Genomic DNA, 24,159 nt, shown 5'->3' on the forward strand with positions numbered 1-24,159 from the left:
CGTCTTTCACGCCCGCTTTCACGAATGTTTCGGTACGTATATCGAATGTTCCGGGAACCTATGGCGCCCCGGGGACTTCGTCAAGGGGGCCCGCAGGGATACGATCGCCGCCATGACATCCCCGGAGCCGGTGGAAAGCCGGACGCAAAACCGGACGCAGGGGCGCAGCGCGCAGACCGCCACGCTCGCCGAGATCGCCCGTGAGGCCGGTGTGTCGGCACCGACTGTTTCGAAGGTCCTCAACGGCCGCGCCGACGTCGCCCCCGCCACCCGCGCCCGCGTCGAGGATCTGCTGCGGGCCCACGGCTACCGGCGCCGCCGGGCCGAGGCGACCCGCTCACCCCTGATCGACCTGGTCTTCCACGAGCTGGAGAGCGCCTGGGCGCTGGAGGTCATCCGGGGCGTGGAGAACGTGGCCCGGGACGCGGGGCTCAGCGTGGTGCTGTCGGAGAGCGCGGGGCGGCTCACCCCCGGGCGGACCTGGGCCGACCAGGTCGCCGCGCGCCGCCCGCACGGCGTGGTCCTGGTCCTCTCCGGGCTCGACGAGTCGCAGCGGGCGCTGCTGACCAGCCGCGCCATCCCGTTCGTGGTGATGGACCCGGCCGGCGACCCGGGCGCCGACGTGCCCTCCATCGGCGCGACCAACTGGCAGGGCGGTCTCGCGGCCACCCGGCATCTGGTCGAGCTGGGGCACCGCAGGATCGGCGCGATCAGCGGGCCGACGCAGATGATGTGCAGCCGTGCCCGGGTCGACGGCTACCGGGCCGCGCTGGAGACGGCCGGGCTGCCGGTCGACACCGACCTGATCGCGAACGGCGACTTCCATCACGAGGCCGGCTACCGGCTGGGCCTGGAGCTGCTGCGCCGCCCGGACCGGCCGACCGCCGTCTTCGCCGGGAACGACCTCCAGGCGCTCGGGCTGTACGAGGCCGCGCGCGAGCTGGGGCTGCGCATCCCCGAGGACCTGAGTGTGGTGGGGTTCGACGATCTGCCGGTGGCGCCCCTGGTCGGGCCGCCGCTGACGACCGTACGGCAGCCGCTGACGGAGATGGCCGAGGCCGCGGCCAAGCTGGTCCTGGACCTAGGCCGCGAGGCGGGCACCCCGGCCGCCACCCGGGTGGAGCTGGCGACGAGCCTGGTGGTGCGCAGTAGTACGGCGGCGCCCGCGGTTGGCTGACCGCTGACCGCTGTTGCTGTATTGACGGGTGTTCCGAGCGCCTCCACACTGCACCGAAGCCAATCGGTTGCACCACCGAAACTTTCGGAGGCACCCGCGATGAGATCGCTGAGATCGGGCTTACTCGCATCCCTGCTGGCCGGAGTCGTCGCGGCCGGTTCCCTGCTGCTCGCTGCCCCCGCGTCACACGCCGCCGACGTCCCGCTGCGCGACCTCGCCGAAGCCAAGGGCAAGGTCATGGGCACGGCGGTCACCGGCTCGAAACTCACCGGCACCTACGGCGAGATCGCCGGGCGTGAGTTCAACTGGCTCACCCCCGGCAACGCCATGAAGTGGGGCTCCGTCGAGCCGAGCCGGGGCGGCTACGACTGGGCCGAGGCCGACCGGATCGTGGACTTCGCCGAGGCCCACGGTCAGCAGGTGCGCGGCCACACCCTGCTCTGGCACCAGCAGAACCCGGGCTGGCTGACGAACGGAAGCTGGACCCGGGACCAGCTCAGCGCCATCGTCCAGGAGCACATCGCCACCGAGGTCGGCCGCTACAAGGGCCGGCTGGCCGCCTGGGACGTGGTGAACGAGCCCTTCAACGAGGACGGCACCTACCGCCGGACCCTCTTCCACGACACCCTCGGCCAGGACTACATCGCGCAGGCCCTCACCTGGGCCCGGGCCGCCGACCCCAGCGCCAGGCTGTACATCAACGACTACAACGTCGAGGGCGTCAACGCGAAGAGCACGGCCCTCTACAACCTGGTCAAGTCGCTGAAGGAGCGCGGAGTCCCGATCGACGGCGTCGGGCTCCAAGCCCATCTCATCGTCGGCCAGGTGCCCTCGACGATGCGGCAGAACATCCAACGCTTCGCCGACCTGGGCGTCGACGTGGCGATCACGGAGCTGGACATCCGGATGCAACTGCCGGTGACGCAGGCGAAGCTGACCCAGCAGGCCGCCGACTACAAGGCGGTCATGAACGCCTGCGTGGCGGTCGCGCGCTGTTCCGGCGTCACCGTCTGGGGCTTCACCGACTCCGACTCCTGGATCCCGGACACCTTCCCCGGCGAGGGCGCGGCCACGCCGTACGACGAGAACTACCAGCCAAAACCGGCGTACCACGCCATCGCCGAGGCCCTCGGCGGGACGACGACCCCGCCCACGGGCGCCTGCTCGGCGACGTACAGCGTCACCAGCCAGTGGAGCACGGGCTACACGGGCCAGGTGCGGATCGCCTGCTCGGGGGCCTCGCTGTCGTCGTGGAAGGCGGACTGGACGTTCGGCGCGGGGCAGCGGATCACCCAGGCCTGGAACGCGATCTGCACGCAGTCGGGTGCGGCGGTCAGTTGCGTGAACGCCCCCTACAACGGGTCCGTGCCGGACGGCGGTTCGGTCACGTTCGGCTTCAACGGCTCGTGGAGCGGGAGCAACCCGGAGCCCGTGGTGACTCTGGGGTGAGACAGGACCGAGAAGTCTGAGAATTTCCGAAGAAAATCGCCCTGGGGGTCCTGCTCGTAATAATTCGGACTTATGTTCCTGCCCGTGACGGGACGCGACGGGAACGGGGACGCGGGCAGAGCAGCGGGCCGGCGGTCGAGAGCGCTGCGGATCGCCGGCTTCTCCCTCGCGGGTGCGCTGGTGCTGGGCGTCGGGGCGGCGGGCTGGGCCTACCGGCATCTCAGCGACAACATCACCAGCGTCGACATCGACAACGCGCTGGGCGACAACCGCCCGCCGAAGCCGGAGGTCATGCCCTCCTCCTCCGCGTCGGTGCTGCCCGGCGGGGCTCTCAACATCCTGGTCCTGGGCTCCGACTCGCGCAGCGGCGAGGAGAACAGCAGGCTCGGCGGCGGCGACAGCTCCGGTGCGCGCTCCGACACGGCGATGGTCGTCCACCTCGACGCCGGGCGCACCGGCGCGACGGTGGTGAGCATCCCGCGCGACACCCTGGTCACCCGCCCCTCCTGCCCGCGCCCGTCCGGCGGGTCGACGGCGGTCGCGTACAACTCCATGTTCAACAACGCCTACGCGGTGGGCGGTCCGGTCTGCGCGGTCAAAACGGTCGAGGCGGTCACCGGCGTCCGCATGGACCACTACATCGAGATCGACTTCTCGGGCTTCGCGAAACTCGTCGACGCGCTCGGCGGCGTCACCGTCACCACGGACGAGGACATCGCCGACGAGGACAGCCATCTGCGCCTCAAGGCGGGCACCCACCACCTGGACGGCACCCGGGCCCTGGCCCTGGCCCGCACCCGGCACGGCATAGGCGACGGCAGCGACCTGGGCCGCATAGGCCTCCAGCAGAAGCTGGTGAAGGCGCTGCTGGAACAGACCGCCGCGCAGGACCTGCTCACCGACCCGGCGAAGCTGTACCGGGTCGCGGACGCCGTGACCGCCGGCCTCACCACCGACACCGGCCTGGATTCCCTCGCCGAGCTGACCCGGCTCGGGCAGAGCCTGAAGGACCTGTCGGCGAGCGCGGTACGGACGGTGACGATGCCGGTGGTGCGGGCACCGTCGGATCCCAACCGGGTGGTGGCCGAGGAGCCGGAGGCGCGGGAGCTGTGGGAGTCGCTGCGCTGACCTGCACAAACGCGCTCGGGAAAATTCTCGGAGAAAAGTCCGGCGAGCGTGTCGATCCGGACGTCTCCCGATCGACGCAGGGGTGAGAGCGAGGAAAGGCCTCGCTCCGCGCAGCCCCGAGGAGTCACCATGCCGCGCTTTCTCACTCTGATCCGCATCGACGAGAAGAACGCCCCCGCCGAGGGCCCGAGCCCCGAACTCCAGGAGCGGATGGGCAAGCTCCTGGAGGAGATCACCAAGGCCGGGGTCATGCTCGACACGGCCGGGCTCACCCCGACCGCGGACGGCAGCCGGGTGACCTGGGAGGACGGGAAGCTGTCCGTCACCGACGGGCCGTTCACGGAGTCCAAGGAGGTCATCGGCGGCTACTCGATCAGCCAGTGCAAGGACAAGGCCGAGGCGATCGAGTGGACCAAGCGGTTCCTGTCCCTGCACGAGGACTACTGGACGATCACCGCGGAGGTCCGGCAGATCGCCGAGGGCTGACCGGTTCTCCTTGGCCGGGCGGCGCCGGGGGTGTCTGATGGTGGGTTGTGACCCCGCAGCCCACCGCCTCCCCGGCGCCCCGGCCCGACCGGACCGCCGAGGCCATCGAAACAGTCTTCCGCATCGAGTCGCCCCGCATCATCGCCGGCGTCGCCCGGGTCGTCCGGGACGTCGGCATCGCGGAGGAACTCGCGCAGGACGCGCTGGTCGCCGCGCTGGAGCAGTGGCCGCGGGACGGGGTGCCCGACAACCCGGGCGCCTGGCTCATGGCCACCGCCCGCAACCGGGCCGTCGACCTGGTCCGCCGCCGCGAGAACTACGCCCGCAAGCTGGCGGAGATCGGCCGGGACCTGTCGACGGTGTCTCCCTCAGAAGAACCCGCCGACCCGGACGACATCGACGACGACCTGCTCCGCCTCGTCTTCACCGCCTGTCACCCGGTCCTGTCCACCGAGGCCCGCACCGCCCTCACCCTGCGTCTCCTCGGCGGCCTCACCACGGCCGAGATCGCCCGCGCGTTCCTGGTCCCCGAGCCGACCGTCGCCCAGCGCATCGTCCGCGCCAAACGCACCCTGGCGACGCGGAACATCGCCTTCGAGGTGCCCTACGGCCCCGACCGCGAGGCCCGCCTCGGCTCGGTCCTCGACGTCATCTACCTGGTCTTCAACGAGGGCTACGCCGCCACGGCCGGCGACGACTGGCTCCGCCCGTCCCTGTGCGAGGACGCCCTGCGCCTGGCCCGGGTGCTCTCGGCCCTCATGCCGAAGGAACCAGAGGTGCACGGCCTGACCGCGCTCCTGGAGTTCCAGGCGTCCCGCACGGCAGCCCGCACGGGCCCCTCCGGCGAGCCGGTCCTCCTCAAGGACCAGAACCGCGCCCGCTGGAACCGCATGCTCATCACCCGCGGCATCGCCGCGCTGGGCAGGGCAGAGGCCGCCTCCTCCGGCGCCCCGGGCCCGTACCTGCTGCAGGCCGCCATCGCCGCCTGCCACGCGCACGCGTACAGCTACGAGGAGACCGACTGGTCCCGCATCGCCACCCTGTACGGCGTCCTGGCCGCCCGCTCCCCGTCCCCGGTCGTGGAACTGAACCGCGCGGTGGCGGTCTCGATGGCCGAGGGCCCGGAGGCCGCACTGCCCCTCATCGACGCTCTGCGCGGAGACCCCGCCCTGCGCGACTACCACCTCCTGCCCAGCGTGCGAGGCGACCTCCTGTCCCGCCTCGGCCGCACGAAGGAGGCACGGGCGGAGTTCGAACGGGCGGCGTCGCTGACGCGCAACGAGCGGGAAAGGGAACTGCTGTCGCGGCGGGCAGCGGAGCAGTCCTGACGGCTCCTGCCTCCGCGGGGTGACGGCTCCTGCCTACGCGGGGTGCCCGATGAGCATCGCCGGCGCCCCCGCCACCCGCGTCAGGAACACCGTGGCCGAGTGCCGTCCCTGGGGCTTGACCTTCCTGCGGAGCTCCTCCGGCTCGACCGCCGAGCCCCGCTTCTTCACGGTGAGGTTGCCGACCTCCCGCTCCCGCAGCAGCGCCCTCAGCTTCTTGACGTTGAAAGGGAGATGGTCGGTGATCTCGTAGGCGGTGGCGTACGGGGTCGGGTGCAGTGCGTCGGCCGTGACGTACGCGATGGTCGCGTCGAGCAGTCCGCCGCCGACCTCGTCGGCCACCTCGGCGACCAGGTGGGCCCGGATGACGGCGCCGTCGGGCTCGTAGAGGTAACGGCCCGGCGGGCGGACCGCCGGGTCGGGCAGGCCGCGGGAGAGCAGCGTGCGCGGGCCCGGCAGCAGTGTGGCCCGTACCGCCCCGGGCGCGGTGCCGAACCACAGCACCGCCTCCTTCACGTCGCCGCCGTCGGAGATCCACTCGGCCTCGGCGTCCTCGGGGACCGCCTCGTGCGGGATGCCGGGGGCGATCTTCAGCGCGGCGGCGCGAGGGGCGCGGCGGGCGGCGGAGACCGCCCAGGACAGGGGAGGCGAGTACGCCTCCGGGTCGAAGATCCGGCCCCGGCCGCCGCGCCTGGCCGGGTCGACGAACACGGCGTCGTAACCGCCCGTGTCCACCTCCGTGACATCCGCCTCCCGCACCTCGATCAGGCCGGCCAGGCCCAGGGCCTCGGCGTTCGCCCGTGCCGCCGCGGCCGTCATCGGATCCCGGTCGACGGCCAGGACCCGGATCCCGGCCCGGGCCAGCGCGATCGCGTCACCGCCGATGCCGCAGCACAGGTCGGCCACCGAGGCCACGCCCGCGTCCGCGAGCCTGCGCGCCCGGTAGGCCGCCACGCTCGCCCGGGTCGACTGCTCGACCCCGTTCGGCGTGAAGAACATCCGTCCCGCGTCCTCGGCCCCGAACTTCACCACCGCCCGCTGCCGCAGCCGCGCCTGGCCCAGCGCCGCCGACACCAGCTCGGCGGGATGCTCGCGACGCAACCGGGTCGCGACGGCCAGCTCCCGCGCCGGATCGGTGTCCCGCACCTCGTCGAGGAGGGCGCGGCCTTCGGGGCTGAGGAGGAGGGCGAGGTCGTTCACCGGATCATTGTCGGCCACGGGTGATGGCGGCGGTGGGGGCGGTGCGGATGGGTCTGGGCTGGGGTGGTCGGTTCAGCTGCGGGATGCGGGTCGGTTCGGGCTTGGGATGCGGGATTTATCCGGCCCTGCGCCCGCCGGTCGGTCCGGGCCTGGGCGGCGGGCGCAGGGCGCAGGGGCGCCGGGTTCCTGCCCCGCAGGCGTCCGCTGCCCCGGCTGTTCAGGCGCGGCGGCTCCGCCATCCTGCGGCGTCGCCGGAACAGGGCACCCGACCCGGTGGTCCGTCGTCCCGCGGAGGCCCGTCCGGCCTGGGCCTGGGCGGCGGGCCGTGGTCCGTCCGCGTGCGCGCCGGAAGCCCGGCCCCGGTCCCCGGTCCGGCTGTACCGGCGTGGTCAGTCCGCGTGCGCGCCGGAAGGCCGGCCCCGGTCAGGGTGGACCGGCCTGGTCCGTCCGCGCGCACGGAGTCGGACCGGACCGCGTGTGGGCCACTCGGTGGATGGTGCGCCGCCGGTCGCGGTGTCGGGGCCGATACGGGAAGGCCGGCTGCGAGGATCCCGCATCATGCGAGCAGTCGTACAAAATGACAAAAGCCGGGCATCTGGCGGTGTGCGGATCGGCCTCGCGCTGCTCACCCTCGCCGCCATCGCCTCGGGCTGCGCGCAGGGCGACAGCGGCCGGATCCCCCCGGCCGGCGGCCAGCAGCCCCTCGACGCGCCCCCGGCCCGCGCGCTCGACTCCTACGCCTCCAAGCTGCGCGCCGCGCACGCCGCACAAATCGTCGCGGCGCAGCGCTGGGGACTGAGAAGGGTCCCCCTGACCGCCCCGCCGGCCCCCGCGAAGAAGCCGAGGATCAGGACCCGCCAAGGCTTCGAGGTGCACGGCCACCGCAGACGGAACCTGCCGCCCGTCTTCACGACGGTCCCCACCCGGGACAAGGTCGTCTTCCTCACCATCGACGACGGCGCCGAGAAGGACCCGGCGTTCCTGCGGATGATGAGCGACCTGAAGGTCCCGTACAGCGCCTTCCTCAGCGGCTACCTGATCAGGAACGACTACGGCTACTTCGAGAAGATGCAGGACCGGGGCGTGGTCCTGAACAACCACACCCTCCGCCACCGCCTCATGCGGGGCCTGCCCTACCGCACGCAGAAGCGCGAGATCTGCGGCATGCAGCGCCTCATCGAGAAGCGCTACGGCAAGCGCCCGGCCCTCTTCCGCCCGCCCTTCGGCAGCTACGACAGGGCGACCCTGCGCGCCGCCAAGGCCTGCGGAATCGAGTACGTCCCCCTCTGGAACGAGGAGGTCTTCGCCGACCGCTGGGAGTACCGCGAGTGGGACCGGAAACTGCACCCGGGCGACATCGTCCTCACCCACTTCCGCGGTCGCGGCCAGTGGCAGGGCACGATGCCCGACATGATCCGCCGCTTCCTCAACCAGGTCACGGCCGAGGGATACGCGGTGGGCCGGCTGGAGGACTACCTGTGAGGCGGGGGTCACCGGCCGCCATGGTGTGCGCGGGGGTGATCCTGCTGGCCGGCTGTGCCGGGGCCGCGGGGGAGCGGCTGGGGGCGGACGGCCGGGGTCAGTCACCGACGCACGCGTCGAGCGACGTCCGCGGGCCGGACCGGGACGACGGAGACGGCCGAGACGCTCTCCCGCCCGTCGTGGACCACATCCGCACCCGCGACCGGGTGGTCTTCCTGACCTACGACGACGGCGCCGAGCGCGACCCCGGCTTCGTCGGCCTCGTCCGCGAACGGCGGCTCCCGGTCAGCATGTTCCTCACGGACAGCGTCGTGGGGCCCGGCTACGGCCACTTCGCCCGCCTGCGCGCGGTCGGCGCGTCCATCCAGAACCACACCCTCGACCACCCCGCCCTGCGCGGCCTGCCCTACGCAGGCCAGCGCGCCGAGATCTGCGGCCAGCAGCACAAACTCCGCTCCCGCTTCGGCATCCGCCCCCACCTCTTCCGCCCGCCCTACGGCGCGTACGACACGACGACCCTGCGCGCCGCCGCCGACTGCGGCATCCGGGCGGTCGTCCTCTGGAGGGCGTCCCTGGGGCCCGACGGCGCCCTGACGTACACCCGCGGCGAGCCCGGCCTGCGCCCCGGCGACGTCATCTCGGTGCCGTCCGGCGAGACCGCGTCCCTGACGCTGACGGAACGCACGGAGCGCCTGCTGCGAGAGATCGAGGGAAGGGGGCTGCGGGTGGGGCGGCTGGAGAACTACCTCTGACGTCTGAGCGCCGGGTGGCGGCAGCCCCCTGAGGCCGGGACGCCGACGCCGGGTGCCCAGCACAAACGTACGCCGACCCGGCTCCACGGCCGACGCGCCGCCGCCCAATTGGCACTCCGCTTGACCGAGTGCTAATCGCAGTCATAGTCTCGGCCTTGGCACTCCCCACTGGAGAGTGCCAACACAGCGACGGGCAGGTCCGGCACCCGCGACGACGGATCCACCTGGTCGCCACCTCAGACAGTTAACCCCGTGAGATCTCCGAAGGGGGAGGTCGGATCGTGACGACCACCAGCTCCAAGGTTGCCATCAAGCCGCTCGAGGACCGCATTGTGGTCCAGCCGCTCGACGCCGAGCAGACCACCGCCTCTGGCCTGGTCATCCCGGACACCGCCAAGGAGAAGCCCCAGGAGGGCGTCGTCCTGGCCGTGGGCCCGGGCCGCTTCGAGGACGGCAACCGTCTTCCGCTCGACGTCTCCGTCGGCGACGTCGTGCTCTACAGCAAGTACGGCGGCACCGAGGTGAAGTACAACGGCGAGGAGTACCTCGTCCTCTCGGCCCGCGACGTGCTCGCGATCGTCGAGAAGTAATTCACCCCAAGCACGTTGCTTTGAGCTGCGCCCCTGGCCCCCCGCGATCTATGAGAAGCCGGGCGCCCGGGGCGCAGTGCCGTTAACCCACATTCCGGAAGAGGGCTCACGCTCCCATGGCGAAGATCCTGAAGTTCGACGAGGACGCCCGTCGCGCCCTCGAGCGCGGCGTCAACAAGCTCGCCGACACGGTGAAGGTGACGATCGGCCCCAAGGGCCGCAACGTCGTCATCGACAAAAAGTTCGGCGCCCCCACCATCACCAACGACGGTGTCACGATCGCCCGCGAGGTCGAGATCGAGGACCCGTACGAGAACCTCGGTGCCCAGCTGGTCAAGGAGGTGGCGACCAAGACCAACGACATCGCGGGTGACGGTACGACCACCGCGACCGTGCTCGCCCAGGCGCTCGTGCGCGAGGGCCTGAAGAACGTCGCCGCCGGTGCCTCCCCGGCCGCCCTGAAGAAGGGCATCGACGCCGCCGTCGCCGCGATCTCCGAGGACCTGCTCGCCTCGGCCCGTCCGATCGACGAGAAGTCCGACATCGCCGCCGTCGCCGGGCTGTCCGCCCAGGACCAGCAGGTCGGCGAGCTCATCGCCGAGGCGATGGACAAGGTCGGCAAGGACGGTGTCATCACCGTCGAGGAGTCCAACACCTTCGGTCTGGAGCTGGACTTCACCGAGGGCATGGCCTTCGACAAGGGCTACCTGTCGCCGTACTTCGTGACGGACCAGGAGCGCATGGAAGCCGTCCTGGACGACCCGTACATCCTCATCACGCAGGGCAAGATCTCCGCCATCGCGGACCTCCTGCCGCTGCTGGAGAAGGTCATCCAGTCCAACTCCTCCAAGCCGCTGCTGATCATCGCCGAGGACGTCGACGGCGAGGCCCTGTCGACCCTGGTCGTGAACAAGATCCGCGGCACCTTCAACGCCGTCGCGGTGAAGGCCCCGGGCTTCGGCGACCGCCGCAAGGCGATGCTGCAGGACCTGGCGGTCCTCACCGGCGCCACGGTCGTCTCCGAGGAGGTCGGCCTCAAGCTCGACCAGGTCGGCCTGGACGTCCTCGGCTCCGCCCGCCGCGTCACCGTCACCAAGGACGACACCACGGTCGTCGACGGCGCCGGCAACAAGGACGACGTGCAGGGCCGCGTCGCCCAGATCAAGGCCGAGATCGAGACCACCGACTCCGACTGGGACCGCGAGAAGCTCCAGGAGCGCCTCGCGAAGCTGGCCGGCGGCGTGTGCGTCATCCGCGTGGGTGCCGCCACCGAGGTCGAGCTCAAGGAGCGCAAGCACCGTCTGGAGGACGCCATCTCCGCGACCCGCGCCGCGGTCGAGGAGGGCATCGTCTCCGGTGGTGGCTCCGCTCTGGTCCACGCCGCCAAGGTCCTCGAGGGCAGCCTCGGCAAGACCGGCGACGAGGCCACCGGTGTCGCGGTCGTCCGCCGCGCGGTCGTCGAGCCGCTGCGCTGGATCGCCGAGAACGCCGGCCTGGAGGGCTACGTCATCACCTCCAAGGTCGCCGAGCTCGACAAGGGCCAGGGCTTCAACGCCGCCACCGGCGAGTACGGCGACCTGATCAAGGCCGGCGTCATCGACCCGGTCAAGGTCACCCGCTCCGCCCTGGAGAACGCCGCCTCCATCGCCTCCCTCCTGCTCACGACCGAGACCCTGGTCGTCGAGAAGAAGGAAGAGGAGGAGCCGGCCGCCGCGGGCCACGGCCACGGCCACGCCCACTGAGGCACCGGCCTCGTAGCAGAAGCCCCCGTCCCGCCCCGTGCGGAACGGGGGCTTCTCCCGTATGCCCCGCGCGGCTCACAACTCCAGCGGGTCCAGCGCCCCGAGCTGCTGCATCAGCCCCAGCCGGTCGTACTGCCACCAGCCCTCGGCGATCTTCCCGTCGGGCGTGCAGCGGTGGATGGTCGTCCCGGTCATGGTGACGTCCTGCCCGGTCGGCGGGATCCCGAGGAAGTCACCCGTGTGCCTGCCCCGGAAGGTCCACCGGGTGCACACCCGGTCGCCCTGGGCCATCTGGTCCTCGATCGTGAACGAGAAGTCGAAGCCGCCCCGCCACACCTCCACCTCGCGCCGCACCGCGTCCAGCCCGATGGTGTCCTGCACATTGGCCGGGTCGTGGTCGTGGTAGTCCTCGATGAACACGTCGTTCATCGGCGGCGCGTCCCCCTGGCCGGGCGCCAGCTCGAAGAACCTGCGCGCGGTGGCCGAGTACAGCTGCTCGTCCCGCACCACGTCCAGGTCCGTGAACGTCGGCGTCTCGTCGCAGAGCGCCACCATCTCCCGGAAGATCCGGTCGGTCTCCGGGAGCCCGGAGTTCCGCATCGCCTCCTCGTACGACGGGAACTCCACGATCTCGACGATGTGCGAGGCGTCGGCCCGGTCCTTCGCCACCACGCTGTGTGTAGCGGTCCGTTTCCCCTTGGTCTGCTCGACCCACCTGTCCATCAGCCGGTTCATCTCGTCGAGCCGGCTGGTCCTGCATTCGATGAGCTGTACGAAGGTCATGCTCTCGCCTCCGGCCCCCCTGGGTCCGGCTGAACAGCTCCATTGTCCTGGGCGGGGGCGCGCCGTGCCTGTCGGGGCTGCCTTCCGGCCCGCGCCTACTGCGGCCCGTACTTCCGGCCCGTCCGGGACGAGACGGCCCCGAGCACCCCCCGCGGCACCAGCTTCGCGGCCCCCATCAGCGCCTTGTAGCGCGGGTCCGGGATGGACAGCGTCTTGCCGCGGGCCAGGTCGTGCAGTGCCGCCGCCACCAGCTTGTCCGCGTCGAGCCACATCCAGCTCGGGATGTTGTCCGTGCCCATGCCGGCCCGCTCGTGGAACTCGGTGCGGACAAAACCGGGGCAGAGCGCCATCAGCCGTACGCCGCTGCCGGCCAGGTCGCGTGCGGCGCCCTGCGAGAACTGCACGACCCAGGCCTTGGAGGCGCCGTAGGTGCCCCGCGGGACGAACGCGGCCACCGACGCGACGTTCATGACGCCGCCGCGGCCGCGCTCCCGCATGGCCTCCGTCGCCGCGGACGTCAGCCGCAGCACCGCCTCGCAGTGCACCTTCAGCATCCGCAGCTCGTCCGCCATGGGCACGTCGAGATAGCGTCCCTTGTTGCCGAAGCCGGCGTTGTTGACCAGCAGGTCGACGGGGTTCTTCCGGTCGCCCAGCCGGTCGGCCACCGACTCGATGCCCTTGTCCTCGGCGAGGTCGGCCGTCAGCACCTCCGCCTCGATGCCGTGCCGGTCGTGCAGCTCGGTCGCCTGCTCCCGGAGCCGCTTGGTGTCGCGGGCCACCAGCACCAGGTTGTGTCCGTCCGCCGCCAGTCGCCGCGCGAACGCGGCCCCGATGCCTGCCGTCGATCCCGTAATCAGAGCCGTTGTCATGGCAGAAGGTTAGTGACCTGGACCATGTGCGTCCGCTTCCGTGCCGGGACCTCGACGGTGAAGGGTCCGTGGAGACCCGCACAGTGAGCGGCGTCAGGCCCCGTGCTTCTCCGCGTACTCCCGCGCCAGCCTCAGCGACTCGGGGTGCAGCGCCTCGCCGGCCGCCAGCAGCCGCGGCAGCAGCGTCCGCTCGGTGGTCACCGCGCGGAACTGGAGCGCCACGGTCACGTCGTGCTCCGGCCGGTGCGCGATCTCCACCGGGTCGCCCGCCCGGATCTCACCGGGCTCGATCACCCGCAGATAGGCCCCGGGCGCTCCTCGCCGCGTGAACCGCTTCACCCACTGTTTCTCGCCCAGATGGCCCTGGAACGTGCGGCAGGGGATCCGCCCGCAGGTGACCTCCAGCAGCACCTCGGTCCCGACGCGCCAGCGCTCGCCGATCCGCGCCCCGGAGACGTCGAGGCCCTCGGTCGTGAGGTTCTCGCCGAACGCCCCGTGCGCCAGCGGCCGGCCCAGCTCGCGCTCCCACGCGTCCATGTCCTCGCGGGCCATCGCGTAGACCGCCTGGTCGTCGCCGCCGTGGTGCTCCAGCTTGCACACCGCGTCCCCGGCCAGCCCGCTCCCGCCGACGCCCTTGGGCCCGGGCGCCGACACCCGCACCGGCCCGTCCACCGGCTGCTTGTCGATTCCGGTCACACCCTCCGGGTTGTCCGTGTACGGCACAGCCCTGGCACGGCCCAGATTCACTGACAGAAGCCTCATGCCCGCACGGTAGGGGACCCACCCTCAAAGCGTCGACGCATTATTGGGAGCGGATTCAAAGGGTCGCTTATCCTCGAAGGGTGATCGAAGCTCGCCATCTCCGCGTCCTGCGCGCCGTCGCGGCCACCGGCTCCTTCTCCGCCGCGGGGCGCGAACTGGGCTGCACCCAGCCCGCCGTCAGCCAGCAGATGAAGGCCCTGGAAGCCTCCGTCGGCACACCTCTGCTGATCCGCACGGGACGCGAGATGCGTCTGACCCAGGCCGGCGAGGCGCTGGTGCGGCACGCCGCCGGGATCCTCGCCGGGCTCACGGCCGCGGAGGAGGAGGTCGCCGCGATCGCCGGGCTGCGGGCCGGGCGGGTCCGGCTCGTCTCCTTCCCCAGCGGCAGTTCCACGCTCGTGCCGACGGCCCTCGCCGCACTGCGCGACGCGCACCCCGGCACCCGGGTCTTCCTGGAGGAGGCCGAACCGCCCGCGTCCGTCGGCATGCTGCGCGAGGGCGACTGCGATGTGGCGCTCGCCTTCCGCTACGAGGGCGCGGCGGGCGCAGAGGAGTGGGAGGACCTCGTCGTACGTCCGCTGCTGACGGACCGGCTCGTCGCACTCGTGCCGGAGCGGCACCGGCTCGCGGGCGCGGAGTCCGTCGCCATCGGCGAGCTCGCGCGGGAGCCGTGGATCGCCGGCTGCCCGCGCTGCCGCGGTCAGCTGGTCGAGGTCTGCGCGGCGGCCGGCTTCACCCCGCGCATCGACTTCGCGACCGACGACTACCCGGCGGTCGCCGGCCTGGTGGGCGCCGGTCTGGGCGTGGCGGTGCTGCCCCAGCTCGCCGTCGAGTCCGTGAGGCCCCGGGGGGTGCGGGCCGTGACGCTGGAACCGGCGGTGCGCCGGGAGATCGTCGCGCTCACGCTGCCCGACCTCGCACAGGTCCCGGCGGTGGCGGCGACGCTCGACCAACTGGCACGGGCGGGCCGCCGCTAGCCATCACGGTGGTGACCGGCCCGGGCGGCCGGGCGCCGTGGAGGCGCGTCAGATATCAACGGCACGCGTGCGCGTGCCCGTTTCGCAGAAACGTTCCTTCAGGTGTTCGAGGCGGCGTGCCCGCCGGATGTCGACGCCGACACCAGCCGGTTGCGCGCCCGCCCCATCAGCTCTTCGCGTTCATCCTCGGTCAGCCCGCCCCACACGCCGTACGGCTCACGCACCGCCAGCGCGTGGGCGGCGCACTCGGCACGCACCGGGCACCTCATGCAGACCTCTTTGGCCGAGTTCTCGCGAGCGCTCCGAGCCGCACCGCGCTCGCCCTCCGGATGGAAGAAGAGCGAGCTGTCCACCCCGCGACAGGCAGCCAGCAGCTGCCAGTCCCACAGGTCCGCGTTCGGTCCGGGAAGGCGGGAGAAATCTGCCATTACGTGACCCCTTGTAGCCGTTCTGGGCGGATCTGGTGTCCACGACCGTACAACTACGATCTAAGGAGATGAAAATATGACTCATTGCGAATCTAGCTCCAGACACCGGCAAAGCGGAAGAAAAGGGTCTGAATGGGGCATAGCTTGTGATGAAAGTTCGAGGGTCTGTCGCACATATCTGCACCGTGTCCGGCCCCTCACGTAGAGTGCCGAAGATGTCAGCCACCCCCGTAACTCTTTCGAGTGACCGTCGTTGAGAGTGCGAGGCGGTTGAAGGAACAAGCGCTCGGACGGGCGTCCGAGACGGTCGACCGCACAGGTGACGATTTCGTACCAGCCTGGAGGCTCAAGGTGACGCGCATCAGCTGCGGAGGGCGGCCATGACTTCCGTCCTCGTCTGCGACGACTCCCCGCTTGCCCGAGAGGCGCTCCGTCGCGCGGTCGCAACCGTGCCCGGCGTAGAGCGCGTGACGACGGCGGCCAACGGCGAGGAAGTCCTCCGCCGCTGGGGGGCCGACCGCTCGGACCTGATTCTGATGGACGTACGCATGCCCGGACTGGGCGGCGTCGAGACGGTCCGGCGGCTGCTGTCCGCCGACCCCGGTGCGCGCATCATCATGCTCACCGTCGCCGAGGACCTGGACGGTGTGGCCCTCGCGGTCGCCGCCGGTGCCCGCGGCTATCTGCACAAGGACGCCTCCCGCGCGGAGCTCCGCGCGACGGTGACCCAGGCCCTGGCCGACCCGACCTGGCGGCTCGCCCCGCGCCGGCTGCGTTCGGCCGAGATGGGCGCCGCGCCGACGCTCACGGCGCGTGAGATCCAGGTCCTCGAAGGCATGAGCCACGGCCGCTCGAACGCCGAGATCGGCCGCGAGCTGTTCCTCTCCGAGGACACCGTCAAGACGCACGCCCGGCGCCTGTTCAAGAAGCTCGGCGCCTCGGACCGGGCCCACGCGGTGGCGCTCGGCTTCCGGTGGGGTCTGGTGCGCTAGAGGGTGTCCGCACAGTCCCGGCGTCCGCCCGGAGGGCGGGCGCTGCGGCGTTCGGTGCGTGCTCTCGGCGTGCCGGGCGGACGCCCGCGTACTGGTTGCACACCGGGGTCCGCCCGGTGCGGCGAGCGGGGGTTCTTCCTGCTCGAAGAGCTTGGGGCAGTGCCGGGCATCGCGGGGCAGGCGGGACTTCGCGGTGACCGCCCAGGGCCTGTCCTTCGGATCGGGCCGGCTTCCATGCGCGGCACCCGGCGCGAGCCGCACGAATGCCTGCGCGGGCCGACGGCCGACGACAACGCCGGTGGGGGTCCCGCCCTGCCCCGGCGAGGTCGACAGCTCGGGAGGGTGCCCACGAGGACCCACGTCCGCGGGATGGCCCGAACGGCATGCCCGGGGGACGATCGCGGGTGTGGCGGCGGTCGCATCGGGGGCACGGAAAGCCAGGTCGGCGGGGGCGGGCCGGGGGTCCGCCGGATGCCCGCTGCTCGTTTCGCCGCGGATGCCGCATCCTTGAGGGTGTGGAGTTCCTCGGGGACGAGTCGGTCGAGCGGAAGGGGAGGGCGCAGGGTATGAGTTCCGGCGCACCTGCTCATAACGCTTCGGTGCACAACAACGGGCGCGGTGCCACGGACCAGGCGGCCGCAAGGCACCATGGACCGATGCGCGACGACGAGGCGGTCAATGCCCAAGGGGCGATCGGCGCGCTCGTCCACCGCGCCGTCGACGGGGACGAGCAGGCCACGCACGACCTGCTCGCCCATGTCCACCCCCTGGCCCTGCGCTACTGCCGCACCCGTCTGTCCCGCCTCCCGGGCGACGCCCGGCACTTCGTGGAGGACCTCGCCCAGGAGGTCTGCGTGGCGGTGCTCCTCGCGCTGCCCCGCTACCGGGACACCGGGCGTCCCTTCGAGGCGTTCGTCTTCGCCATCGCCGCGCACAAGGTCGCCGACCTCCAGCGCGCGGCGATGCGGCACCCGGGCTCGACGGCCGTCCCCTCGGACGAGATGCCCGAGCGGCCCGACGACTCCCTGGGCCCGGAGGAGCGCGCCCTGCTGAGCAGCGACGCGGAATGGGCCAAGAAACTCCTGGCCAACCTGCCCGAGAACCAGCGGGAGCTGCTGCTGCTGCGGATCGCGGTGGGGTTGACGGCGGAGGAGACGGGTCAGATGTTGGGAATGTCACCCGGCGCGGTGCGCGTGGCCCAGCACCGGGCCCTGAGCAGGCTCAGGGCGCTCGCCGAGCAGTAGTGCCTTCGTTGAACAGGGGGTGCGCCGGTTCCGTACGAAGATACGAAGCCCCCGGTCAGGCGGAACACTGGAATTCGGGCTCTCTGCTTCCCGTTAGCATGGACATCCGCACCGATCAAGGCCATTTGGGGAAGGTGTCATGACTGCCAACGTCGACGGCGTGCCCGAGAAATTCGCGACACTCGGGCTGACCTACGACGACGTGCTGCTGCTGCCGGGTGCATCCGAGGTGCTCCCCAACGCGGTCGACACCTCGTCCCGCATCTCCCGCAACGTCCGGGTGAACATCCCGCTGCTCTCCGCGGCGATGGACAAGGTCACCGAGTCCCGCATGGCGATCGCCATGGCCCGCCAGGGCGGCGTCGGCGTACTGCACCGCAACCTCTCGGTCGAGGACCAGGTCAACCAGGTCGACCTGGTCAAGCGCTCCGAGTCGGGCATGGTCACCGACCCCATCACGGTCCACCCGGACGCGACGCTGGCCGAGGCCGACGCCCTGTGCGCCAAGTTCCGCATCAGCGGCGTCCCGGTCACCGACCCGGCCGGCAAGCTGCTCGGCATCGTCACCAACCGTGACATGGCCTTCGAGACCGACCGCTCCCGGCAGGTGCGCGAGGTCATGACCCCGATGCCGCTGGTCACCGGCAAGGTCGGCATCTCCGGCGCCGACGCCATGGAGCTGCTGCGCCGCCACAAGATCGAGAAGCTTCCCCTCGTCGACGACGCGGGCATCCTCAAGGGCCTCATCACGGTCAAGGACTTCGTCAAGGCCGAGCAGTACCCCAACGCCGCGAAGGACGCCGAGGGCCGTCTGATCGTCGGTGCCGCCGTGGGCGCCAGCCCCGAGGCGCTCGAGCGGGCCCAGGCGCTGGCCGAGGCCGGGGTGGACTTCCTGGTCGTCGACACCTCGCACGGCCACAACAGCAACGCCCTGAGCTGGATGTCGAAGATCAAGTCGAGCGTCGGTGTCGACGTGATCGGCGGCAACGTCGCCACCCGTGACGGCGCCCAGGCGCTGATCGACGCCGGCGTCGACGGCATCAAGGTGGGCGTGGGCCCCGGCTCCATCTGCACCACGCGCGTGGTCGCCGGCATCGGGGTCCCGCAGGTCACCGCCATCTACGAGGCGTCCCTCGCGGCCCGTGCGGCGGGCGTCCCGCTGATCGGCGACGGCGGTCTGCAGTACTCCGGCGACATCGGCAAGGCGCTGGCCGCCGGCGCCGACACGGTGATGCTGGGCAGCCTCCTCGCCGGCTGTGAGGAGTCGCCCGGCGAGCTCCAGTTCATCAACGGCAAGCAGTTCAAGTCCTACCGCGGCATGGGCTCGCTCGGCGCGATGCAGTCCCGCGGCCAGGGCCGGTCGTACTCGAAGGACCGCTACTTCCAGGCCGAGGTGGCCGCAGACGACAAGCTCGTGCCCGAGGGCATCGAGGGCCAGGTGCCCTACCGCGGCCCGCTGGCCAACGTGCTGCACCAGCTCGTCGGCGGTCTGCGCCAGACCATGGGCTACGTGGGCGCGGCCTCCATCGAGGAGATGGAGACCAAGGGCCGGTTCGTCCGGATCACCTCGGCGGGGCTCAAGGAGAGCCACCCGCACGACATCCAGATGACGGTCGAGGCGCCTAACTACAGCCGTAGCAAGTAGTCCCCAGGCCTGCCGAGGGCGGTTCCGGAGCATCCGGGGCCGCCCTCTCCATGCCCGTCGGCGATACTGGAAGACGCTGAAACGCAAAGGGAAAGGCCACCAACGTGACTGAGATCGAGATCGGGCGCGGCAAGCGCGGCCGCCGGGCGTACGCCTTCGACGACATCGCCGTCGTCCCCAGCCGCCGTACGCGGGACCCGAAGGAGGTCTCGATCGCCTGGCAGATCGACGCCTACCGCTTCGAGCTGCCGTTCCTGGCCGCTCCCATGGACTCGGTCGTCTCCCCGGCCACCGCCATCCGCATCGGCGAGCTCGGCGGCCTCGGCGTGCTGAACCTCGAGGGCCTGTGGACGCGCTACGAGGACCCGCAGCCGCTGCTCGACGAGATCGCCGAGCTGCCCGCCGAGGCGGCCACCCGGCGCCTCCAGGAGATCTACGCCGCGCCCATCAAGGAGGAGCTGATCGGCGCGCGGATCAAGGAGGTGCGCGACTCGGGCGTGGTCACGGCCGCGGCGCTCTCCCCGCAGCGCACGGCCCAGTTCTCCAAGGCCGTCGTCGACGCGGGCGTGGACATCTTCGTCATCCGCGGTACGACGGTCTCGGCTGAGCACGTCTCCGGTTCGCACGAGCCGCTGAACCTGAAGCAGTTCATCTACGAGCTGGACGTCCCGGTGATCGTCGGCGGCTGCGCCACGTACACGGCGGCCCTGCACCTGATGCGCACGGGCGCGGCGGGCGTGCTGGTCGGCTTCGGCGGCGGCGCCGCGCACACCACGCGCAACGTGCTGGGCATCCAGGTCCCGATGGCGACGGCGGTCGCCGACGTGGCCGCGGCCCGCCGGGACTACATGGACGAGTCCGGCGGCCGGTACGTGCACGTGATCGCGGACGGCGGTGTCGGCTGGTCCGGCGACCTGCCCAAGGCGATCGCCTGCGGCGCCGACGCCGTCATGATGGGCTCCCCGCTCGCCCGCGCGACCGATGGCCCGGGCAAGGGCAACCACTGGGGTATGGAGGCCGTGAACGAGGAGCTGCCGCGCGGCCAGAAGGTCGACCTCGGCACGGTCGGCACCATCGAGGAGATCCTCACGGGCCCGTCCCACACCCCTGACGGTTCGATGAACCTCTTCGGCGCGCTGCGGCGGGCTATGGCCACGACCGGGTACAGCGAGCTGAAGGAGTTCCAGCGGGTCGAGGTGACGGTGGCGGACTCGCAGCACCGGCGGTAGTCGGTAGTCCCCAGGACGAGGAAGGGCCTGGTCACTCGGGTGAGTGGCCGGGCCCTTTTGCGTGCCCAACTGGCCCTGGAGGGGCGCGTGTTGCCGTAGGGGGGCGCGTGGTTGCCTTCGGGCCGGATGGCGCGGTGGAGGGCGGTTCCGAGGCGCTGGTGTCCGTGATCGGCGCCCCGGTTCTCCTGGGTGCCCCCTTCCAAGGACACGGTTCCGGACCCCGGCCCTCGGGGCCCGGCCCGATTCCGACGTGCTGCCCACCGGGCCAATGGGTGGCGTCGTGGAAGGGGGCGCCCATGGGACGCCACCGCAAGCCCACCCGCTGGGACCGACTCCGTCTTCGGATGGTGCAGTGCCGGAGGAGGTGGGTCTTGCGACTCTTCGGATGGTGAGCGGCCGCCCCCAAGAGAGCTAGGGGCGGACACTCCGTGATCCATCCAGGAGCCTGCCGCAGTACCCGCTGCGGTGGGCTCCACCTTGCTTCGGATGGTGAGCGGCCGCCCCCAAGAAGCCTAGGGGCGGACACTCCGTGATCCATCCAGGAGCCTGCCGCAGTGGCCTCTGCGGTGGGGCTCCGCCGTCTCCCAAGGTACTGGCGGCAGGGTGCCCCGCGCCACCAGCCCAAGGGGCTCAGCGCCCCCACGCGCCCCTCTTCACAACCGATGCGCCGCCCCCGTGGGCGCCGCCCCCCGCGTGTCCAGCAGCAGCTGTGCCTTCACCGACAGGCCTTGCAGGTCGTACGTGCGGTGCTGCTGGAGGAGGATGGTCAGGTCCGCGTCGGCGACCGCCTCGTAGAGGGAGTCCACGCGGGGGACGGGGCGGTCCAGGACGCTCCAGGCGGGGACGTACGGGTCGTGGTAGCTGACCGAGGCGCCCAGTTCCATCAGGCGCAGGGCGACCTCCTGGGCGGGCGTGCCGTGCAGGTCGGCGAGGTCGGGCTTGTAGGTGACGCCCAGGAGCAGCACACGGGCGCCGCGGGCCGACTTGCCGTGCTCGTTGAGGAGCGTGGCGCCGCGCTGGACGACGTAGCCGGGCATGCGGTTGTTGACCTGCTGGGCCAGTTCCACCATGCGCAGGGTGCGGCCGCCGTGGGCGGTCAGGTCCTGCGGGACGGCGTGGCCGCCGACGCCGGGGCCGGGGCGGAAGGCCTGGAAGCCGAACGGCTTGGTCTCCGCGCAGCGGACGACGTCCCACAGGTCGACGCCGAGGTCGTGGCAGAGGACGGCCATCTCGTTGACCAGGGCGATGTTCACGTGCCGGTAGTTGGTCTCCAGGAGCTGCACGGTCTCCGCCTCGCGGGGTCCACGCGCGCGTACCACCTTGTCGGTGAGCCGTCCGTAGAAGGCGGCGGCCGACTCCGTGCAGGCCGGGGTGAGGCCGCCGATGACCTTGGGCGTGTTGGCGGGGGTGAAGTCGCGGTTGCCGGGGTCGGCGCGGCTGGGGGAGTAGGCGAGGTGGAAGTCGCGGCCCGCGCGCAGACCCGATCCCTCTTCGAGGAGGGGGCGCAGGCATTCCTCTGTGGTCCCTGGGTACACCGGGGACTCCAGAATCACAGTGGTGTGGGGACGCAGATGCGTGGCCAGGGTGCGGGCGGCCGCCTCCAGCTGGCTCAGGTCGAGTCCGCCGTCCGTGCCCCGCGGGGTCGGTGCGCAGATGACCGCGGTGCGTACCCGGCCGAGCTCGGCGGCGTTCGTGGTCGGCCGGAAGCCCCCCGAGAGCATCCGGCGCTGTTCGGCGGCGCTGAGGGAGCCGGCCTCGGGGCCGGTCCGGTAGCCGATGGTGGCGACGCCTGCCGCGACGGCGGCCTGGGCCAGGGGCAGGCCGTACGGGCCGAGTCCGATGACGGCGAGATCTGCGGGCATGGCGGCCGTCCTTCCCGATAGCCGAAGTGGGACAGGTGCGCAAGCCCTGTGGACAGGACGGGCGAGCGCAATGTCAGACTAGGAGTAAATATGACCGATATGCGGGATTGCTCGCCCGAGTTTCGGTGAGTGTCCCGTGGGCGTTGTCCACAGGCTGACGGCCCGTGGTGGCTGAAGTCGGGCAACACGGTCAGAATTTGGGCATGGGGGATACGGACGGGGTCTCACCCGACGGGTGCGGCCGGCGCGACCGAGGCGGCACCAGCCGCCGCGATGAGCGGGAGGCAGCGGTGAGGACAGCGATACTCGGGCCGGCGCAGCGCGTCGAGTCACTCGCATCTATAGCCGAGCGCGAGCTGGACGTGCTGGTGGTGGGCGCAGGCGTGGTCGGTGCGGGCACCGCCCTCGACGCGGCGACCCGGGGCCTGTCCACGGGACTGGTCGAGGCGCGCGACTGGGCGTCCGGCACCTCCAGCCGGTCCAGCAAACTGATCCACGGCGGCCTGCGCTATCTGGAGATGCTCGACTTCGCGCTCGTACGGGAGGCCCTGAAGGAGCGCGGCCTGCTCCTGGAGCGGCTCGCCCCGCATCTGGTGAAGCCCGTGCCGTTCCTGTACCCCTTGCAGCACAAGGGCTGGGAGCGCCTGTACGCCGGGTCGGGCGTCGCGATGTACGACGCCATGTCCATGGCCCGAGGTCACGGCCGGGGCCTGCCCATGCACCGCCATCTGACCCGCTCTCACGCCCTGCGCGTGGCGCCCTGCTTGAAGAAGGACGCGCTGGTCGGGGCGCTTCAGTACTACGACGCCCAGATGGACGACGCCCGCTACGTGGCGACCCTGGTGCGCACGGCGGTGGCGTACGGCGCGAAGGCCGCCAACCGCGCGCGGGTCACCGGCTTCCTGCGCGAGGGCGAGCGGGTCGTCGGCGCGAAGGTGCAGGACGTCGAGGGCGGCGGCGAGTACGAGATCCGCGCCAAGCAGGTCGTCAACGCCACCGGCGTGTGGACGGACGACACCCAGGCGATGGTCGGGGAGCGCGGCCAGTTCCACGTCCGGGCGTCCAAGGGCATCCACCTGGTGGTGCCGCGGGACCGGATCCACTCCACGACCGGGCTGATCCTGCGCACGGAGAAGTCCGTGCTGTTCGTCATCCCCTGGGGCCGGCACTGGATCGTCGGGACCACGGACACCGAATGGGACCTCGACAAGGCCCACCCGGCCGCGTCCAGCGCGGACATCGACTACCTGCTGGAACACGTGAACTCGGTGCTCGCGGTGCCGCTCACGAGGGACGACGTCGAGGGCGTGTACGCGGGTCTGCGGCCGCTGCTTGCGGGTGAGTCGGACGCCACCAGCAAGCTGTCGCGCGAGCACACCGTGGCGCATCCCGTGCCCGGGCTCGTCGTCGTGGCGGGCGGCAAGTACACCACCTACCGGGTCATGGCCAAGGACGCGGTGGACGCGGCGGTGCACGGGCTCGACATGCGCGTCGCCGAGTGCGTCACCGAGGACGTGCCGCTGCTGGGCGCCGAGGGCTACCGGGCGCTGTGGAACGCGCGGGCGCGGATCGCGGCCCGGACCGGACTCCACGTGGTGCGCGTGGAACACCTGCTGAACCGGTACGGCACGCTGGCCGAGGAGGTCCTCGCCCTCATCGCCGAGAACCCGTCGCTGGGCGAGCCCCTGGCGGCGGCCGACGACTATCTGCGCGCCGAGATCGTGTACGCGGCCTCGCACGAGGGGGCGCGGCATCTGGACGACGTGTTGACCCGGCGCACGCGCATCTCCATCGAGACCTTCGACCGGGGCACGCGCAGCGCACGTGACGCCGCCGGGCTGATGGCGCCGGTCCTCGGCTGGGACAAGGACCAGATCGAGCGCGAGGTGCGGCACTACGAGAAGCGGGTGGAGGCGGAGCGGGAGTCGCAGCGGCAGCCGGACGACCTGACGGCGGACGCGGCCCGGCTGGGGGCGCCGGACATCGTGCCGCTGTAGGCGGCTGTTCCCACGCGTCGGGCGGCGCTTTCGACATCAC

21 protein-coding genes are annotated in these 24,159 nt (G+C 71.5%); 15 read left to right on the forward strand and 6 right to left on the reverse strand.

All coding sequences use genetic code 11. The features are described 5' to 3' along the window. Positions 1-112: 112 nt before the first annotated feature. The 5 genes from ABFX81_RS15960 to ABFX81_RS15980 all read left to right on the forward strand — a co-directional run bounded on the left by ABFX81_RS15960 (position 113) and on the right by ABFX81_RS15980 (position 5,568). On the forward strand, positions 113-1,177 hold the full coding sequence (locus ABFX81_RS15960; RefSeq protein WP_086849472.1) for a substrate-binding domain-containing protein: 1,065 nt from the start codon (positions 113-115) through the stop codon (positions 1,175-1,177). Between the two features lie 99 nt (positions 1,178-1,276). Further along, entirely contained in the window at positions 1,277-2,626 is a 1,350-nt protein-coding gene (locus ABFX81_RS15965) for a glycoside hydrolase family 10 protein (protein WP_346138230.1), read from the forward strand. A 72-nt stretch (positions 2,627-2,698) separates the two neighbouring features. Further along, a complete protein-coding gene (locus tag ABFX81_RS15970) occupies positions 2,699-3,754 on the forward strand; it encodes an LCP family glycopolymer transferase (protein ID WP_086849474.1) in 1,056 nt (351 codons plus the stop codon). Between the two features lie 129 nt (positions 3,755-3,883). Continuing rightward, positions 3,884-4,240 carry a YciI family protein gene (locus ABFX81_RS15975; RefSeq protein ID WP_086600897.1) on the forward strand — a complete coding sequence of 119 codons (357 nt, stop codon included), beginning with the start codon at positions 3,884-3,886 and terminating at the stop codon, positions 4,238-4,240. 47 nt (positions 4,241-4,287) lie between these two features. Beyond that, positions 4,288-5,568 carry a sigma-70 family RNA polymerase sigma factor gene (locus ABFX81_RS15980; RefSeq protein ID WP_086849477.1) on the forward strand — a complete coding sequence of 427 codons (1,281 nt, stop codon included), beginning with the start codon at positions 4,288-4,290 and terminating at the stop codon, positions 5,566-5,568. A gap of 33 nt (positions 5,569-5,601) precedes the next feature. Here ABFX81_RS15980 and ABFX81_RS15985 read toward each other — a convergent pair whose 3' ends face one another. Further along, positions 5,602-6,765, reverse strand: a complete 1,164-nt coding sequence (locus tag ABFX81_RS15985) for a THUMP-like domain-containing protein (protein ID WP_086849483.1) — start codon at positions 6,763-6,765, stop codon at positions 5,602-5,604. A gap of 558 nt (positions 6,766-7,323) precedes the next feature. On the opposite strand from ABFX81_RS15985, the gene ABFX81_RS15990 reads away from it, so the two are divergent. The 4 genes from ABFX81_RS15990 to groL all read left to right on the forward strand — a co-directional run bounded on the left by ABFX81_RS15990 (position 7,324) and on the right by groL (position 11,331). Then, positions 7,324-8,247: a polysaccharide deacetylase family protein gene (locus ABFX81_RS15990; RefSeq protein WP_428837181.1), complete on the forward strand. Its 924-nt coding sequence runs from the start codon at positions 7,324-7,326 to the stop codon at positions 8,245-8,247. Between the two features lie 20 nt (positions 8,248-8,267). After that, positions 8,268-8,999: a polysaccharide deacetylase family protein gene (locus tag ABFX81_RS15995; RefSeq protein WP_086844467.1), complete on the forward strand. Its 732-nt coding sequence runs from the start codon at positions 8,268-8,270 to the stop codon at positions 8,997-8,999. Between the two features lie 281 nt (positions 9,000-9,280). Next, positions 9,281-9,589, forward strand: a complete 309-nt coding sequence (groES, locus tag ABFX81_RS16000) for a co-chaperone GroES (protein WP_003974211.1) — start codon at positions 9,281-9,283, stop codon at positions 9,587-9,589. Positions 9,590-9,705: 116 nt separating this feature from the next. After that, positions 9,706-11,331: a chaperonin GroEL gene (gene groL / locus ABFX81_RS16005; protein WP_086844465.1), complete on the forward strand. Its 1,626-nt coding sequence runs from the start codon at positions 9,706-9,708 to the stop codon at positions 11,329-11,331. Positions 11,332-11,406: 75 nt separating this feature from the next. On the opposite strand, the gene ABFX81_RS16010 is transcribed toward groL, so the two are convergent. The 3 genes from ABFX81_RS16010 to ABFX81_RS16020 form a co-directional block, all read right to left on the reverse strand. Then, entirely contained in the window at positions 11,407-12,114 is a 708-nt protein-coding gene (locus ABFX81_RS16010; protein WP_086844463.1) for an ester cyclase, read from the reverse strand. A gap of 95 nt (positions 12,115-12,209) precedes the next feature. Next, positions 12,210-12,983 carry an SDR family NAD(P)-dependent oxidoreductase gene (locus ABFX81_RS16015; RefSeq protein ID WP_086844461.1) on the reverse strand — a complete coding sequence of 258 codons (774 nt, stop codon included), beginning with the start codon at positions 12,981-12,983 and terminating at the stop codon, positions 12,210-12,212. A 93-nt stretch (positions 12,984-13,076) separates the two neighbouring features. Continuing rightward, on the reverse strand, positions 13,077-13,745 hold the full coding sequence (locus ABFX81_RS16020; protein ID WP_086844459.1) for an MOSC domain-containing protein: 669 nt from the start codon (positions 13,743-13,745) through the stop codon (positions 13,077-13,079). 80 nt (positions 13,746-13,825) lie between these two features. Here ABFX81_RS16020 and ABFX81_RS16025 point away from each other — a divergent pair, with 80 nt between their 5' ends. Continuing rightward, a complete protein-coding gene (locus ABFX81_RS16025; protein WP_086844457.1) occupies positions 13,826-14,722 on the forward strand; it encodes a LysR family transcriptional regulator in 897 nt (298 codons plus the stop codon). A gap of 98 nt (positions 14,723-14,820) precedes the next feature. Here the strand turns inward: ABFX81_RS16025 and ABFX81_RS16030 are convergent, their stop codons facing one another. Then, positions 14,821-15,150, reverse strand: coding sequence for a WhiB family transcriptional regulator (locus ABFX81_RS16030; protein ID WP_086561542.1), 330 nt, complete (start codon positions 15,148-15,150; stop codon positions 14,821-14,823). A gap of 380 nt (positions 15,151-15,530) precedes the next feature. On the opposite strand from ABFX81_RS16030, the gene ABFX81_RS16035 reads away from it, so the two are divergent. The 4 genes from ABFX81_RS16035 (at position 15,531) to ABFX81_RS16050 (ending at position 20,260) form a co-directional block, all read left to right on the forward strand. Further along, positions 15,531-16,142, forward strand: a complete 612-nt coding sequence (locus tag ABFX81_RS16035; RefSeq protein ID WP_003948568.1) for a response regulator transcription factor — start codon at positions 15,531-15,533, stop codon at positions 16,140-16,142. 656 nt (positions 16,143-16,798) lie between these two features. Further along, positions 16,799-17,386, forward strand: coding sequence for a sigma-70 family RNA polymerase sigma factor (locus ABFX81_RS16040; RefSeq protein ID WP_010036508.1), 588 nt, complete (start codon positions 16,799-16,801; stop codon positions 17,384-17,386). A gap of 139 nt (positions 17,387-17,525) precedes the next feature. After that, on the forward strand, positions 17,526-19,031 hold the full coding sequence (gene guaB / locus ABFX81_RS16045; RefSeq protein ID WP_086844455.1) for an IMP dehydrogenase: 1,506 nt from the start codon (positions 17,526-17,528) through the stop codon (positions 19,029-19,031). 104 nt (positions 19,032-19,135) lie between these two features. Beyond that, a complete protein-coding gene (locus ABFX81_RS16050; RefSeq protein WP_086844453.1) occupies positions 19,136-20,260 on the forward strand; it encodes a GuaB3 family IMP dehydrogenase-related protein in 1,125 nt (374 codons plus the stop codon). A gap of 653 nt (positions 20,261-20,913) precedes the next feature. Here ABFX81_RS16050 and ABFX81_RS16055 read toward each other — a convergent pair. After that, complete coding sequence (locus ABFX81_RS16055; protein WP_086844451.1) at positions 20,914-22,122, reverse strand: nucleotide sugar dehydrogenase; 1,209 nt, start codon at positions 22,120-22,122, stop codon at positions 20,914-20,916. A 290-nt stretch (positions 22,123-22,412) separates the two neighbouring features. Between ABFX81_RS16055 and ABFX81_RS16060 the strand changes: the two genes are divergently transcribed. Then, positions 22,413-24,119, forward strand: a complete 1,707-nt coding sequence (locus ABFX81_RS16060; protein WP_086844449.1) for an FAD-dependent oxidoreductase — start codon at positions 22,413-22,415, stop codon at positions 24,117-24,119. Positions 24,120-24,159 lie beyond the last annotated feature (40 nt).

The sequence above is a fragment of the Streptomyces coeruleofuscus genome (assembly GCF_039532725.1).
GTDB classification, from domain to species: Bacteria; Actinomycetota; Actinomycetes; order Streptomycetales; family Streptomycetaceae; genus Streptomyces; species Streptomyces coeruleofuscus.

Bases quoted from the DNA above. Each gene is read 5' to 3' on its own strand.
- ABFX81_RS15960 (WP_086849472.1), top strand. From the start codon at position 113: ATGACATCCCCGGAGCCGGTGGAAAGCCGGACGCAAAACCGGACGCAG.
- ABFX81_RS15965 (WP_346138230.1), top strand. From the start codon at position 1,277: ATGAGATCGCTGAGATCGGGCTTACTCGCATCCCTGCTGGCCGGAGTC.
- ABFX81_RS15970 (WP_086849474.1), top strand. From the start codon at position 2,699: ATGTTCCTGCCCGTGACGGGACGCGACGGGAACGGGGACGCGGGCAGA.
- ABFX81_RS15975 (WP_086600897.1), top strand. From the start codon at position 3,884: ATGCCGCGCTTTCTCACTCTGATCCGCATCGACGAGAAGAACGCCCCC.
- ABFX81_RS15990 (WP_428837181.1), top strand. From the start codon at position 7,324: ATGCGAGCAGTCGTACAAAATGACAAAAGCCGGGCATCTGGCGGTGTG.
- ABFX81_RS15995 (WP_086844467.1), top strand. From the start codon at position 8,268: ATGGTGTGCGCGGGGGTGATCCTGCTGGCCGGCTGTGCCGGGGCCGCG.
- groL (WP_086844465.1), top strand. From the start codon at position 9,706: ATGGCGAAGATCCTGAAGTTCGACGAGGACGCCCGTCGCGCCCTCGAG.
- ABFX81_RS16010 (WP_086844463.1), bottom strand. From the start codon at position 12,114: ATGACCTTCGTACAGCTCATCGAATGCAGGACCAGCCGGCTCGACGAG.
- ABFX81_RS16015 (WP_086844461.1), bottom strand. From the start codon at position 12,983: ATGACAACGGCTCTGATTACGGGATCGACGGCAGGCATCGGGGCCGCG.
- ABFX81_RS16020 (WP_086844459.1), bottom strand. From the start codon at position 13,745: ATGAGGCTTCTGTCAGTGAATCTGGGCCGTGCCAGGGCTGTGCCGTAC.
- ABFX81_RS16030 (WP_086561542.1), bottom strand. From the start codon at position 15,150: ATGGCAGATTTCTCCCGCCTTCCCGGACCGAACGCGGACCTGTGGGAC.
- ABFX81_RS16035 (WP_003948568.1), top strand. From the start codon at position 15,531: ATGACTTCCGTCCTCGTCTGCGACGACTCCCCGCTTGCCCGAGAGGCG.
- ABFX81_RS16040 (WP_010036508.1), top strand. From the start codon at position 16,799: ATGCGCGACGACGAGGCGGTCAATGCCCAAGGGGCGATCGGCGCGCTC.
- guaB (WP_086844455.1), top strand. From the start codon at position 17,526: ATGACTGCCAACGTCGACGGCGTGCCCGAGAAATTCGCGACACTCGGG.
- ABFX81_RS16055 (WP_086844451.1), bottom strand. From the start codon at position 22,122: ATGCCCGCAGATCTCGCCGTCATCGGACTCGGCCCGTACGGCCTGCCC.